This window comes from Microcystis sp. M109S1 (assembly GCF_020247025.1).
Taxonomy (GTDB): Bacteria; Cyanobacteriota; Cyanobacteriia; order Cyanobacteriales; family Microcystaceae; genus Microcystis.
The window spans coordinates 1-14381 of sequence record NZ_JADBRW010000111.1; the positions used below are offsets into that span (position 1 = coordinate 1).

A 14381-nucleotide genomic window follows, 5' to 3' on the forward strand; every position below is an offset into this window, starting at 1 on the left:
AAGAACCATGCCTTTAGTAAGTAATATGGAGTTACGAGGAATAGAACGCGGTAAGGAAATTGGTAAGGAAATTGGTAAAGAAATAGGCAAGGAAATTGGTAAGGAAATTGGCGCGTTAGAAAATGCTCGTGATTTTGTCAAAACAGTTTTGCAAGCTCGCTTAGGTGAAGTTCCTTTAGATGTGGAACAATACCTGAATAAAGTTTCGGTACTATCTACATTACAAGAGATTGTTAAATTAGCAGCTACCGCTAATTCTCTCGCAGAATTTAAGCAGTCTTTGGCAAAAATCCAATCCTAGAACTTCTTTAGAAAACGGGTTTCTATTTAGAAAACGGGTTTCTTTGAGAAACTCTTTGAGAAACCCGTTTTCTTTGAGAGACCGGATACCGACCTCTGGCTTTTTGTTTTGATGGTGGACATCTACGTCGTTTTCTGTATTTTTGGCTGCAAAGTTGTAGATAGGGTAACTTTCATCGTGTTTGTATTGGCTGTTTCTGCTCCAATGTTGAAAAACAGATATTTGAGTCCTCCCTTCGCCTTTAGACTGACTGAACCATTAATTTCAACAGTCAACTGACTTTCTACATCTACCTTGCTTGAAAGAGCTTCCATCACAGATTCAAAGAGTTCTTGCAACTGAACTGCGACGGTTTCCTCTTGTGGTCCCAAAGTAGTCAGGATTTCCTCATCCTCAGTTTGTAAGCTACTAACTGAAGCTGGATCGACGGCTGTGGCATATACTTTAATTGGCATGGTCTTCCTCCTTGGAATTTTTTTGCTGTACAATCGAGAAGTCTGGATCGCCATAAATACAATACAGTAGCCAGAATAAGTTTCTCTCATTCGCTGCAACTTCTTTGGCTTTGGCTACAGCCTGTCCGATAGTAATTTTCTCATCTGGGTTGAATAATTCACGGTAAACAATTTCGGCGAAGTTGACGGCATATTTCACTGGTACGGCTCCCAAAGTTCCAATGAAAGCATCTGCACCACGCTGATAAAATTTCCAGCCAAAACTGCTAAATTTTCCAAAGGTTAACACGGGAACAGTTGAAGCACAAGCGTTAGCAAACACAAGACTACCCGGCTCAAGCGGTAGCCTTTGGATGGTTTCAGGGAGCAAGTTTTCAATTCGGGTTTTGTTTTTATCGCCAGCAATTTGGAGTAGGTGCGGTTCTAAATGTCCGTGACAGGTAAAATGAAGGGCATCTGTGCCAGGAATAGCTTTTACAAGGGACGAAATTGGCTGTTTAGCTAACAATTGTACCGCTTCCGGGGGGAGAAGATTAGAGAATAGATGGGTAGCTCGCTCTGCTTCTGAGGAAGGTACATCTCCACCGACAATATTGACAATCCGCTTGATTTGTCTTTTTCCCTTACTTTCAGGTCTATTTTTGTCTGGTAAATCTTGACTATCCCTGAGGCGAGGAGAGCGTGCAATAATAAACTTCTTTCCCCAAAAATCTTCGCCGTCGTACATTAATTCCCAGGGAATCCACTGTTCATTAGTGGAGATAATGACAGGGGAACCAATCTTCCAAGTTCGCATTTGTTTGGCCACTTCAGAGGGAATTAACATCTCGAACAAGTTAGATCCAACACTCTGAAGATTGAAACAGATACTCTCCCAACGCTCATCAGAGGGGTTTCCTTGTTGTACTACTTCTGTTAAGAAAGCATTCAAACTTCGCAAGTCATCTTCAATTTTGTCCTGAATGTTGGGAATTGTTTTCTCCCACTCGCCTAATCGATTCGCTGGGAAGATAGTATAGAGTAATTTACTTTCTCGCTCAATCCAAGTAACATTAAGTGTATGTTTATCGGGATTAACCGTCATACTTTCTAAGTTTTTGAGACCATCAATTGGGTCTTCCATTGATAAAACTTTTGGCGATATTTTATTATACGAGTAGGGAACTACATTAGCTGGAAGCAGGACATATCCAACTCGTGTTGCTCCTTTAAAAAACTCAATCTCAATTACTTGCTCACCTCTTTCAAGAGGAACAAGGGTAAAAGTTACTTCATTGGAATCTCCCATCACTGGAACAGTCAACTGCCGTTGATAAGGTCTTATGGCAAATGCTGGAGCAGTAACCTTGACACTTAGTTTAACTTGCTTAGTATTAAGTCCTACTGTAAGCAAAATTTTTTCTAGAACACGAGTAAATTCTGGAATCTCTTGAGTTAGCTGAATCTTTAACTCAGCTTTTTGCTCAAGAACACATTCTGATGGGAATTCGATTCGAGTGTGGCGTTGAATTGTTAGGCTATTAGGCGGCCGACGGGGTTTAATCGGCCGAAAGCGTTTAGTCAGCCGATTAAACTCCCCACGCTCGTTAATCCCGCCCCTAATCGGGTAAATTCTGTTTGAATACGCTTTTCCACCTGCCACTTTGTCGGGGGGAACCTTAATCGTCGGTTCCCCCTTTACATCTAAGTTTATGTCTTGAACAAATTCAGTTTTTCTTAGTCCCTCACCGATTACTGATAAGCTTGTTTCTGGATGAGTGAGCAGTTGAAATTGAATACAGAAATCAGCCAACTGGAAATATCGATTCTCAATAGCTTTATAGGCTGTTTCAAGAAGGTTCAAATCGACTTGGCTCAGAATAGTTGCAAATTCAGCCACAAGGATTTGAGTAACCGATTCGGACATCTCTTGGGGTTCCTTGATCATCATTCTAATCCATGAACGAGATAACCCCCCCAAAAGATCGCTGGCTTCTGTCACCTTATTTTCTCCCAGCAATGCAGCAAGTTGTACGAGTTGTCTGTTGCGAGTGTTAGGGAAGTATGCAGCCAAAGCATAAGCCTCGCCGAAGTCCCCTTCTCCCAGAAGAGCGACAATCGGTTTCAGCCAAGTTTCACGAGGTGTTTCACTGCGAGTTTCCATTTCCTATACCCTTCCTGACAACGTGGAAAATCTCGTCCTCACTGGTACTGGTAATCTTAATGGCACGGGTAATGCCTTGTCAATTTGGTGCGGCAATTAATGCTCCTGTCGCTTTTACCCGGGCCGCAGATAGCACCACGACCAATATTGACACCATTGTTACTAACGTCTTTACCGATGCTAATGGGGCAACAGCCGGAAATCAAGCTCTCGGAATTAACAGTGCTGTTTTAGTGCGGGACAATACTGCTTCTACTTACCTAATTATCAACGACGGTACGGCGGGTTTCCAAAGTGCTAATGATTTGGTGATTAATCTCACCGGGTTAACGGGTACTTTACCGGCGCTCGGCACTATTGCAGTCAATAGTTTCTTTGTCTAAATTAATGGGGGGATTAATTCTCCCCTTTTAATGCTCCCGTTCAAGTAATTTTGATACAAAAAAAGTTAAGAGGCTCTTCTCGACTTTGTGTTATAATTTTTGTCTATGAAACCATGAAATACCTATCAAGCAAGACTTTTAGGGCTATTTTGACGTTCGGCGATGCTCAGTCGAGCGGCGGAAGAAACTAGAAAATATCAGTATAGACCTCGTTTCCACACATAAACCAGAAGAACCCAAATACTGATGGGCAGTCAGGAGTTTAAACTTGTGGAGAGACTGTAAGACTCCTTGGGATTCGTCTCAAAAAGCAGGTTTCTGTGAAGCAAGAATCTCCCATCACACAGCTTTGCATTGTGATGGCGAGAGTGTCACAATTGTGTTCAATTACTCGTCATCCCAGTCATGCCTTCCAGCGGTCAAGTGAAATCGATTTTTTTTCTTATCCTCTTTCTCCTCAGTATTCTAGGGGGTATTCTACTGGCTTCGCTACTTCAACAACCAGCGATCGCCCAATCTCCCTCCTCGGATACAGTGCTGAATCGTTATCAAATTGGACAGCAAACCTATCTAGAAAATTGTGCCACTTGCCATATTGCCATTCCTCCGAGCATCCTACCCAGTCAAACTTGGAAAAAAATCCTAGAAAATCCGGATTCTCACTATGGTATCCGTTTAAAACCAATTGTTGGCATTACTCAGCGTTTTATCTGGGATTATCTCAGTTATTCTTCCCGCCCTCTTACCCAGACTACTTTTGTTCCCCTCCTAATTGAACAGTCCACCTATTTAAAAGTTTTGCACCCTAGGGTCAATTTACCCACTCCTATCGGTCATACCACCTGTGTCACCTGTCATCCCAATGCTTCCCGCTACGATTATCAGACCCTTACCCCCATCTGGGATGATGCAGCCTAATCAGTGATCAGTGATCAGTGATCAGTTTTCAGATGCGAGTTTTTAGTTCACTGATTACTGATTACTGTTTACTGATCACTGAGAGGAGGTGCAGTTAGGGTGATTTCGCCAATTTGGCCAGCTTTACCCATTAATTGGGCCGGTTTTTGGTTAAGAGAGATTTTAACACCGCCAGCATTGCCCGATCGAATATTTAAACTCTTTTGGGCTGTCCAAGTTTGTTTAGTACCTGGTTGGAGATTGCCTTCATGGACTTTTTTGCCATCGGCAATTACCCTTACCCAAGCGGCCTGTTCAATAGTTACTTCGGCTGAGAGGGGAACTTTCGACTGAGGAGAAGGGGAAGGAGAGGCTATCGGTGCGGGAGGGACTACCGGCGCGGGGGAAACCACGGGGGAAGGAGAGGGAGTAACGGCAGGAGGGTTAGAGAGAGGGGGACGGAGGAAAAGATAGCCAATACCACAAAATATGCCCGCCAGCAAGCCTAGCCAGAGATACATCCCGAAAAAGGTTGATTTAGCCGGTTGGGGGCCAGTTTCCGGGGCTGGTTTTTCTGGTTTCACCGGTTCCACTTTTGGGGCAGCGGGTTCAGCCTTGGGGAGAGGGGTAACTTTTGTGGGCAGTGTTTTCGGGATAGTTACCTCTTGAGCTAATTGTTCCGCACTAGGAGACAAGCGATCGGCTAAAGCTTTACCATCAATTTTTAGAGCATCACCGTAGCGTTTGATAAATCCCTTGACATAAATTAATTCTGGTAATTTCTCCCAATTCCCCGTTTCCAACGCTTCTAGCATTGGTACTCTAATCATCGTCAGGGCGGCGATATCGTCTATGCTCAGGCCGCTTTCTTCTCGTTTTTGACGTAAATAAGTCCCGATTTCCTTGATTTGTTCGGCTTGTAGGGGACTGAGTTGACTCATAATTCCAGTCATAATCTATACCAATTAGATGATAATCTCGATTTTGTTATTTTGGGATAATCTGTTCTCTAGAAGCTCCTTTCACCTTGTCATTATTACCGGCGAAAAGGTTCCAAAAACTGGCAAAAATCGGCAATACTTGCAAAACTTAAGTTTTTTATTATAGGGTGACTGCACTGACCAGATAAATCTAAAAACCTTGTTGGATAAGACTTTTAGACCTTTTTGAAATCCAAAAGTGCCAGGACTGGGAGTGATCAGGGGGAAAATTAAGCTACTTTTTCCCTGAACATTAGGTAATTGACCACCTGAAAATCGGTAAAACCCTACACCCCAACCCCCAACCCCCAACCCCCAACCCCCAACCCCCACCGAAAAACTTTTTCAGCAGACCCTAATTATGACCTTTATTCCCCATCCCGACACCACCCCCCTTAACCTTACCTGTGCCGTAGTCACGGTGAGCGATACTCGTACCCCAGAGACGGATAGTAGCGGCCAAATAATTCAAGAGTTACTAACTCGATCTGGTCATGATATCGGCCTATACTTAATTATCCCCGATCAACCCTTACAAATTCAAGCAATCTTACCAGAGATTAGTAATCAAAATCAGATAAAAGTCTTAATTCTCAATGGGGGTACGGGTATTGCTCCCAGAGACAATACCTATGATGCTTTAGTACCTTTATTAAGGATTACTTTGCCCGGTTTTGGCGAATTATTTCGTTATCTCAGCTATCAGGAAGTTGGCTCCCGTGCCATGGCATCAAGGGCAATAGCTGGGGTTTATCAAAACTTATTAGTCTTTTCTCTCCCTGGTTCCACTAATGCCGTTAAATTAGCCCTAGAAAAACTGATTCTTCCTGAAATTTTACATCTGGTTAAACAGATAAATGGATAATTTATTGGGATTTGATCTGGGCTGAAATTTCTTGAAAACATACATCCCAAAAATAGCCAGCTAGATTCACAGCACTTAACAGTTTAGGAATTCCTTCACTTAGACTAGCAAAACCTTGATTTTTAATCTGGAGAAAATCGATAGCGATCGCAAAAGTTAAAAGTGCTAAAGCGATGATTAAAATTTGGTAATAAGTTTGTCTTATTCGCCGCCAAAATGCTAAACCATAAATCAGAATTGCGAGGGCATAAACAGAGATAGTCAAGAATTTGGGAATATTAAAATAGAGGAGAATGATATGAATTCTGAAGATTTCATTGATGGCAAAAAGTCCCGTTGTTATACCAGAAAAAAGTAAAAAATTGTCAGAATTATTGAAACTTGTCTTGCGGGACAACAAAGTATAACTAAAAAGGCAAACAATCGGGGGCAGACAACAAAGCAATTGAAAAGAATGGGTTAATAAACCAGCGAGCGGAGTTGGGGGAGTAGCGGGAGGATAAAATAAAAGACTAGAGTGTAATTTTTCCCGATCAACCCCAGCAATCAAAGCTAAAATCAAGAGGAGAACGACAAGATTTATTTTCAGAAAATGCTGTTCTCGTGAGGACATAAGTATAGTAGTTTATAATTGTGGCTATTAACCACGGTATAATTCACAGAGTGCCGCTTTCTACAGGCTCGATCTACATACCGAAGTGCCAAGCATTTCCCTAAATGTGTTAAGGACAATTTTCTCGGTTTTCTATGCTCGATCAAAAAGAACTTTTGTGTTTATTACAATTGGCTAGTCCCATTCTACCCGTCGGGGCCTATAGTTATTCCGAAGGGCTAGAAACCCTCGTCGAAAAGGGGATTATCTCCAATAGTGCCAGCTTGAATGATTGGTTAGAGCGATCGCTTTGTCAAGGCTCGATTCGCTTAGAAACGGCTGTTTTGGTAAGGGTATATCGTTGTTTTTGTCAAGAAGATTTTACAAAACTTAATTATTGGGATAATTGGTTATCGGCCACGCGGGAGACGGCCGAATTAAGACAACAAAGCTGGCAAATGGGGCGATCGCTGTTAAACTTATTGCGGGAGTTAGCGCCGGCCAGAGATAATCTACCAGAACAGGCTAATTATGCCACCGCTTTTGCGATCGGGGCAAGTCATTGGCAAATTGGCGAAGAATTAGCGGTTTTAGGCTATTTACACAGTTGGGCAAGTAATTTAATCAATGCGGGATTGCGTTTAATTCCCCTTGGGCAAACCCTAGGACAATCCCTTCTGATCGGTTTACAGCCCAGTTTATTAACAGCAACAGCAGATATTATCAGTTTAGCCGATGAAAACCTGAGCAGTTGGAGTTGGGGGCTAAGTTTTGCCAGTATGAACCACGAAACCCAGTATAGTCGTCTATTTCGCAGTTAGAAATTAGCGATCAAATTTTTCACTATTTTCTGGGAGAATATGCAAGTCTCTAGGAGTCTCTCTCTTGGGTTCAAGCCGACATTTTTAGGTAAAAAACCAAATAAGGTATAGTAAGATCAAGAAAAATCTTAGGTCCTAGTTCTCGCTTTCTGAGTGACTAAGGGTTTTAAGGAAAGATGCGAACACTCTACCTAGCCACAGTGTACCAATGTTTAGTCAATCAGAAAAAATTCCCGTTTCGGTGTTGATTCCCGCCAAAAACGAGGAATCTAACCTTCCCGCCTGTTTAGAGAGTGTTGCTAGGGCTGATGAAGTGTTTGTCGTCGATTCCCAAAGTAGCGATCGCTCGATCGAAATATCTACCAACTATGGGGCTAATGTCGTCCAATTTTATTTTAATGGTCGTTGGCCGAAAAAGAAAAACTGGTCCCTCGATAACCTGCCTTTTCGCAATGAATGGGTATTAATCGTCGATTGTGATGAGAGAATCACCCCCGAACTATGGGACGAAATCGCCAGCGTGATCCAAGATCCCAACTATAACGGTTATTATCTCAATCGTCGCGTCTTCTTCCTCGGACAATGGATTCGTTATGGTGGCAAGTATCCCGACTGGAATCTGCGCTTATTTAAACATAAGTCGGGCAGATACGAGAATTTAAACACGGAAGATATCCCCAACACGGGAGATAACGAGGTTCACGAACACGTTATCCTCGATGGCAAGGTGGGATATCTGAAAAATGATATGCTGCACATCGATTTCCGCGATATCTATCATTGGTTAGAAAGACATAATCGTTATTCCAACTGGGAGGCGCGAGTTTATTACAATATTCTCACGGGTAATGACGAAAGCGGCACGATCGGAGCGAACCTGTTCGGTGATGCGGTGCAGAGAAAACGTTTTTTAAAGAAAATTTGGGTAAAATTGCCCTTTAAACCGCTGCTGCGCTTTATTCTCTTTTATTTTATCCGTCTCGGTTTCTTGGATGGCAAAGCTGGTTATATCTACGGTCGTCTTTTGAGTCAGTACGAATACCAAATAGGGGTTAAATTGTACGAATTACGGCAATTTGGCGGTAAATTAAACGTTAATGCCCATGCTAATCCCCCGGTTAAACCCTCGGAACCTCAACCGGTAGAAATGATTAAATAAGTCCTATGTCCCCAGAAATCCGCACCGATGAGGAAGCGTGGCTAGATCTGCGTACCTACGATCAATCTTGGTTTGATCGTGGTCGTTCTAATCCGATTATCCTACTTTGGTGGTTAGTACAGGGAATTCTTTTTCCCCTCAGTTTGCACCAAATGGATAGCTTTCGCTGCGCTATTTTGCGACTATTCGGGGCTAAAATCGGCCTTGGGGTGAAAATTCGCCCGACGGCAAGGGTTACTTATCCTTGGAAAGTTGCGATCGGCGATTATACTTGGATTGGCGATGATGTGGTGATTTATAGTTTAGATAACGTTACCATCGGCAGTCATTGTGTGATTTCTCAAAAATGCTATCTTTGCACTGGCAGTCACGCTCCCTGCGATCGCTCTTTCAGCTTAAAAACCACTCCCATCCTCATTGGTAATGGTACATGGATCGCGGCCGATTGTTTCCTGGCTCCGGGGGTAAAAATTGGCTCTAATGTTGTTATTGGGGCAAGAAGTAGCGTATTTGCCGATATTCCCGCTCAAAAGGTCGCTTGGGGCAGTCCCTGTCGTCCTCAATACGATAGAAAGATGAATTCTTATAGTAGTTAAGCTAAGAGGCATTTTATTATAATCATAGCGCACCAATTTAATGATAAAGTTAGTGCGTGGCGTGCGGATTGTTGATTTGGTTTTTTTATCAGAGATTATCGCCGTAAACACGCACCCTAAGAGATTATGCGATCGCGCTCCCGTTTCGACAAATCCCGTACCTCTTCGACCAAATTCTCAATATCTAACTCGGAAAACCGACCGGAGGCTAATAAATCGGCCATTTGTTCGGACTAAAGTCCAAAGTCTTGCTCATAGGATGCCGTCATCGATTTATCTCCTTCTAAGCTCAATTAACATTATATTAATAATCCGCCAACAGTGAGTGATTAAAAACGGATTTGGTGTCAAAATGTGTTGTTTTCCTGATTATCTGAAGATTGAACGCGAAAGGGAGGCGCAGCATAATCAGAAGGTAAATAATTTTCGGGAATGGTTGTTGTATTTCCATCTCGTAGGGAGGTGTAACTGGGAGAGAGAATCTCAATCCCAGCTTCATTACACTTGTCTTGAATATTTTGATGGAGTTCTGAATAAATTATTACCATCAAATTGGGTTGGTTAGTGTAAGCATTTAATTGATAACTGATGTAAAAATTATCTAGGCTAGTTTGCAGGACAAAAGGTGCGGGTTCTTTGAGAATATGGTCAGTTTCTAGAGCAGCTTCAATTAAGGTTTTGTGGGCTTTTCGCCAAGGCAGATCGTACCCTAGGGTAATCGTTGTCTGAATAATTAGATTTCTGTTTAATTCCCGCGAGGAAATACTAAAGTTAATCACATTACTACTTAATAAAGATGAGTTAGGAATAGTAATGATTTTATTAGTGGGAGTGCAAATGCGAATGACTAGGAAGTTTTTTTCAATTAGATCGCCAATTACATCTCCTACTTGAATGTGATCTCCGATGCGAAAGGCACGGGTATAGATAAGAATAATTCCCCCAATAACATTGGCGATCGCCGAAGTAGAACCAAGGGATAAAAGAAGACCAAGAAAAACAGAAACACCGCGGAAAGCCGGGGAATCAAAACCGGGCAAATAGGGAAAAGCAACTATTGCTGCTAAGGCAATAATTATGACTAATAGGAGATTGTAAGTAGGTTTAGCCCAATCAGTATAAAAACCAGGAATAACCAGATTTCCTCTTTCTATTGCCGTAAAAAAGGGCTTGATTAGCCGGATTAAGTAGTAGGTTACAAAAATGATTATGGCAATAATAAAGGCATTGGGAAGATATTTGCCAATGGAGGATAAAACCAGTTCTAATGATCGAGAAAAATAACCTAAAATACTCTCGCCAAAAACTCTTGTCCAGGGAAATAAACGAAGTACAAATGTAGCATAATTGAATGTTAATAAAAACAGAATAAATAAGCGAATCATCCGAAGAACTCGCAGCCAAAAGAAGCTAATTTTAGAGGAAGATACAATCTCAATATTCCCGATTTGAATGCCTGGTGTCAAGGATTCAATCAAACGTCTAATGAAGGGAAATAGCTTCCCTGAAATTTTGATAACTCCAAAGCTAATAATCAAGAAAGCAAAGGTAGCTATAACCGTATAAATGATGTTCTTAAATAGTTGTTCTGGTTTTCGATCTTGGCGATATTGAGCGATAGCGACCTGAATTTTTTGTAAAGCTTGTTGAGCTAAAACCTCCGGCGTTGAACGATAGGCTTTTGCATCTCGCTCCGTCACCGTTAGAATCACTTCTTGATCTATACTTAAATAAAGTGAGTTATCATCAGGAATCTGCTCAATTGTCAGGTTCTCAATAGGAATAGAATCATTTTGAGCAATTCTTTCAATTCTCCGGGTAATAGTGTTAGCTCTCTCCTCCGCCGAAAATGAAGAAACTCCCCGCCGGATAAAAAAGAGAGTTTTTCCATCTAACATAACTGGAAAGCCGTCAATTTTATTTTCCGGTTGTGTCGGATTTTGAGCTATTCCCAAAAGAGGGGAGGTTAGAGTCAGTAGTAAAACTACAAAAAATATTACCAAGGTATGCCCAATTTTTTTCATCCATCCTCTAGCTTTAGATGGTGTAGTTAGCATTAAATATCTTTGATTAATATCGACAACTGGTACAAATTGCATAGGATTAAGTCAGATTTTTTTGTGTGTAGTCGGGTAAGCTTCAGGCATTACTGTCCTCGATGAGGTGCAGAGAGCCTAGGTTGAGACAGGAGTGGAAAAATTGGCAACACCAGAACTTTGTAATGGTTGCCAATATTTAGGGAATTTAAGCGAGTTTTTCCTCAACATCTGTTAGTGATGGAAATGGGAACCAGATAATTTTGACTGATAATTAGACTGAGATTTAAAGAAGGCGATTGCTGAGTGAATATCCCGCAACAACAGAGCCGCCATATCGCGACTAAATCCCTCCTTGATCACCACGCGCTGCACGGTTAAATCTTGGCGATTTTTGGGCATTGTATAGGCAGGAACTAACCAACCCCGCTCGCGCAATTTATCAGCTAAATCGAATAAACTATAATTAGATTGATCGCTAATTGTCTCCTTTAATTTCCAAGCAAAAACTGGAATAGTGCTGCCATCGGTAATCAATTCAAACGGTCCCATCTTAGCGATTTCCCCCGATAAATACAGGGCCGTATCTCGACAGGCTTGATGAATTTGTCGATAACCCTCTTTACCCAAGCGTAAAAAATTATAATATTGAGCAACTACTTGATTGCCAGGGCGAGAAAAATTCAGAGCAAAATTAGGCAGATCACCGCCTAAATAATTACAATGAAAGATTAATTCTTCTGGTAATTCTTGCCGATCTCGCCAGATAATCCAACCGACGCCGGGATAGACTAAACCGTATTTATGCCCGGAAGCATTAATCGATTTAACCCATTTGAGGCGAAAATCCCAGACTAAATCGGGATCGAGAAAAGGGGCAATAAAACCACCACTAGCACCATCGACGTGCAGGGGAACTTGCCAGCCGGTTTCTCTGTTCAATTTTTCCAGGGCATCATTAATTTCTTGGACGGGTTCGTAACTACCATCAAAGGTACTACCCATAATTGCAATTACCCCGATCGTATTCTCATCAATTAGTTTAATTGCCTCGGTCGCATTGAGATGAAAACGATTCCCTTCCATCGGCACAAAACGCGGTTCTACCTCCCAATAACGACAGAATTTTTCCCAACAAACCTGCACATTAATGCCCATGACTAAATTAGGTTTGTCGGTGGGTTTACCCTCTTTTTGTCGGCGTTTGCGCCATTGCCATTTTAAAGCCATGCCTCCCAACATCGCCGCTTCACTGGAACCAATGGTAGAACAACCAGTTGCCGCTTCGCTTTCGGGAGCATTCCAGAGTCTAGCGATCATATTCACACAACGCAGTTCAATTTCGGCAGTTTGTGGGTATTCATCCTTGTCGATCATGTTTTTATCGAAGGTTTCCGCCATTAATTGTTTGGCTTCCGGTTCCATCCAAGTGGTGACAAAAGTAGCCAGATTCAGGCGAGAATTACCATCAAGGGCGAGTTCATCGCGGATTAAATTGTAGGCCACCGCCGGCGGCATTTCTCCCTCGGGAATCTCGTATTTAGGTACAGCGGAAGTCAGGGCGCGGGAAGCATAGGTGGGGGTAATTAGTGCCTCTTCCGGACTAAGGCGATCGAGATTAATTTTCTGATGAACCATAACTTCCTTAATAAAATATCTTTTTTGCTTAGAGTAAATTACCAATCATTCCCAAAATAATAGCAATAATCGAGACGGATAAAAAATAGGAAAGCATCCCTTGGGTTGCTACCAGTCGCCGCATCGCCTTACTATTAATACTTGTATCGGAGGTTTGATAACAAGCCGCCATACAAAAACCTTGATAGAGAAATTCCGTCCAATTGGGTCGATCGCAATTGGGAAAAACTAGGCCTTTACCATCATGATAGTAGCGCACTGCATATTCTTGGCTGTAGATCAATTGTCTGGCTAACCAAGCACTAATAATACTAAATCCTGTTTAAAGGGTTAATTATTGCTACTATGGCAAGAGTGGCTCCTGCCTGACTTGCACCAGGAGTCTGTTGATAGCTTCGGAAATTGTCAAAACCGAGATGTAGTTACTCATTGAACACCACAAAGGCTAAAATATGGAGTGTTATTTATGAGCCATTTATCCCTATCCGAACAGATTACCGCGGAACTTCTAGCAATCCTGATCGAAGAAGAAGTCACCTATCCCTGGGATGTAACCGCTGTTGAGAGTCATGATCCCTTAGACGTGACAGAAACGCCTTTTTCTCTGTGTGAAGGACTGGAAGCGACGGCGATCGAAGCACAAGCTGATAGATTCTTTAACAGTTTACACCAAAAATTCCCGACAGTTTCCGTTTCACCCCGGTCTAATATCTTGGATAAATTTGCCTCTTTATTGCCGGCCGAACATTTAAATCGTCTAGTAGAAAGTGCTGAAAATCTAGTTGATAGTCAATTAGATAACTTTGAGCGCCTTGTTGTTTGTCTTAGCGATCTCTTTCCCCAATGGTCTCCAGAAGATTTACAGGTTTTTGCTCGTCCCTACGCCTATACTATGCGTAATGGCCAGAGCGAAACCAATATAGAAACCGAAAATTGGCAAAGTCTTTCCGAAATTGAACAAATTCGCCGGAGTGCAGCCATTGCCAGCCAGATTTTCCGCGACCTGTCTTCTCCTCAATAGTCATCTCATTTTATTTTGCACGACTACATTAGGTTACACTTCATCTTTATGAGAAACGCTATATCTCTTTATCTGATTTTTTGCTTTTTGTTTCTACCCGTCAGAAAGATTCTATAACTTGTGATTAACTTTGAAAGCACTTTTTAGGGTTGGATGCGTCTGATGACGCATCCTATATTTTCAAAGTTTCTTACCTAAAATGTCGGATGAATGCCCCCGCTAAATTTTTCGACAAGACATCAACCTTTGCGGGGGATGAAATCCGACCAGGATATTGACTGCGAAGCACGATTTTAATTCTACCATTTGTAGGTAAACTGTGTTTTAACGGAGGCAGGGGGCAGGAGGCAGGGGGCAGGAGGCCGTTTTTGTAACGGGGATTTATGCCCCGCTCCAAAAACTTTTCACCTTAAAAGGCGAGGTTTTAGACCCGATTTTTTCGATAATTAATTTAACCAAGGGTCGAGGATTGTTAGATGCTAGTCGTAGAAGCC

Annotated in this window: 14 protein-coding genes and 2 pseudogenes; 8 read left to right on the top strand and 8 right to left on the bottom strand. The window is 42.1% G+C overall.

Annotated elements, in window-relative coordinates; translation table 11 throughout:
* Positions 1 to 301: hypothetical protein (locus tag IM322_RS05205; protein ID WP_287713129.1), on the top strand; the 301-nt coding region annotated here is incomplete at its 5' end.
* A gap of 122 nt (positions 302 to 423) precedes the next feature.
* Here the strand turns inward: IM322_RS05205 and IM322_RS05210 are convergent.
* The gene (locus IM322_RS05210; RefSeq protein ID WP_287672141.1) at positions 424 to 756 is read right to left on the bottom strand and encodes a hypothetical protein; all 333 of its coding nucleotides are present in this window, start codon (positions 754 to 756) and stop codon (positions 424 to 426) included.
* On the bottom strand, positions 746 to 2899 hold the full coding sequence (locus IM322_RS05215) for a CHAT domain-containing protein (protein ID WP_287672142.1): 2154 nt from the start codon (positions 2897 to 2899) through the stop codon (positions 746 to 748). The genes IM322_RS05210 and IM322_RS05215 overlap by 11 nt, the downstream gene beginning before the upstream one ends.
* Here IM322_RS05215 and IM322_RS05220 point away from each other — a divergent pair.
* Positions 2883 to 3282, top strand: a pseudogene (locus tag IM322_RS05220) (bluetail domain-containing putative surface protein); the annotation flags it as partial. The gene IM322_RS05215 and the pseudogene IM322_RS05220 overlap by 17 nt on opposite strands.
* Before the next feature lie 405 nt (positions 3283 to 3687).
* Complete coding sequence (locus tag IM322_RS05225; RefSeq protein ID WP_287672143.1) at positions 3688 to 4200, top strand: dihem cytochrome c family protein; 513 nt, start codon at positions 3688 to 3690, stop codon at positions 4198 to 4200.
* Positions 4201 to 4268: 68 nt separating this feature from the next.
* On the opposite strand, the gene IM322_RS05230 is transcribed toward IM322_RS05225, so the two are convergent.
* Entirely contained in the window at positions 4269 to 5132 is an 864-nt protein-coding gene (locus IM322_RS05230; RefSeq protein WP_287672145.1) for a helix-turn-helix domain-containing protein, read from the bottom strand.
* 388 nt (positions 5133 to 5520) lie between these two features.
* On the opposite strand from IM322_RS05230, the gene IM322_RS05235 reads away from it, so the two are divergent.
* A complete protein-coding gene (locus tag IM322_RS05235) occupies positions 5521 to 6024 on the top strand; it encodes a MogA/MoaB family molybdenum cofactor biosynthesis protein (RefSeq protein ID WP_286825870.1) in 504 nt (167 codons plus the stop codon).
* Position 6025: 1 nt separating this feature from the next.
* On the opposite strand, the gene IM322_RS05240 is transcribed toward IM322_RS05235, so the two are convergent.
* Entirely contained in the window at positions 6026 to 6637 is a 612-nt protein-coding gene (locus IM322_RS05240; RefSeq protein ID WP_287677282.1) for a DUF8692 domain-containing protein, read from the bottom strand.
* Positions 6638 to 6771: 134 nt separating this feature from the next.
* Between IM322_RS05240 and IM322_RS05245 the strand changes: the two genes are divergently transcribed.
* The 3 genes from IM322_RS05245 (at position 6772) to hpsU (ending at position 9192) form a co-directional block, all read left to right on the top strand.
* Complete coding sequence (locus IM322_RS05245) at positions 6772 to 7437, top strand: urease accessory protein UreF (RefSeq protein WP_147071920.1); 666 nt, start codon at positions 6772 to 6774, stop codon at positions 7435 to 7437.
* A 208-nt stretch (positions 7438 to 7645) separates the two neighbouring features.
* On the top strand, positions 7646 to 8596 hold the full coding sequence (locus IM322_RS05250; RefSeq protein ID WP_061433040.1) for a glycosyltransferase family 2 protein: 951 nt from the start codon (positions 7646 to 7648) through the stop codon (positions 8594 to 8596).
* Between the two features lie 5 nt (positions 8597 to 8601).
* A complete protein-coding gene (hpsU, locus tag IM322_RS05255) occupies positions 8602 to 9192 on the top strand; it encodes a hormogonium polysaccharide biosynthesis acetyltransferase HpsU (protein WP_286825866.1) in 591 nt (196 codons plus the stop codon).
* A gap of 119 nt (positions 9193 to 9311) precedes the next feature.
* Here the strand turns inward: hpsU and IM322_RS05260 are convergent.
* The 4 genes and pseudogenes from IM322_RS05260 to IM322_RS05275 form a co-directional block, all read right to left on the bottom strand.
* Positions 9312 to 9416: pseudogene (locus IM322_RS05260) on the bottom strand (DUF29 family protein); the annotation flags it as partial.
* 123 nt (positions 9417 to 9539) lie between these two features.
* Complete coding sequence (locus tag IM322_RS05265; RefSeq protein ID WP_287677278.1) at positions 9540 to 11291, bottom strand: mechanosensitive ion channel family protein; 1752 nt, start codon at positions 11289 to 11291, stop codon at positions 9540 to 9542.
* A gap of 171 nt (positions 11292 to 11462) precedes the next feature.
* Entirely contained in the window at positions 11463 to 12866 is a 1404-nt protein-coding gene (gene gad / locus IM322_RS05270) for a glutamate decarboxylase (RefSeq protein ID WP_287677276.1), read from the bottom strand.
* A 28-nt stretch (positions 12867 to 12894) separates the two neighbouring features.
* A complete protein-coding gene (locus IM322_RS05275; protein ID WP_353737493.1) occupies positions 12895 to 13176 on the bottom strand; it encodes a DUF1345 domain-containing protein in 282 nt (93 codons plus the stop codon).
* Between the two features lie 156 nt (positions 13177 to 13332).
* Between IM322_RS05275 and IM322_RS05280 the strand changes: the two genes are divergently transcribed.
* Entirely contained in the window at positions 13333 to 13887 is a 555-nt protein-coding gene (locus IM322_RS05280) for a hypothetical protein (RefSeq protein WP_287677274.1), read from the top strand.
* The last annotated feature ends 494 nt before the right edge of the window (positions 13888 to 14381 follow it).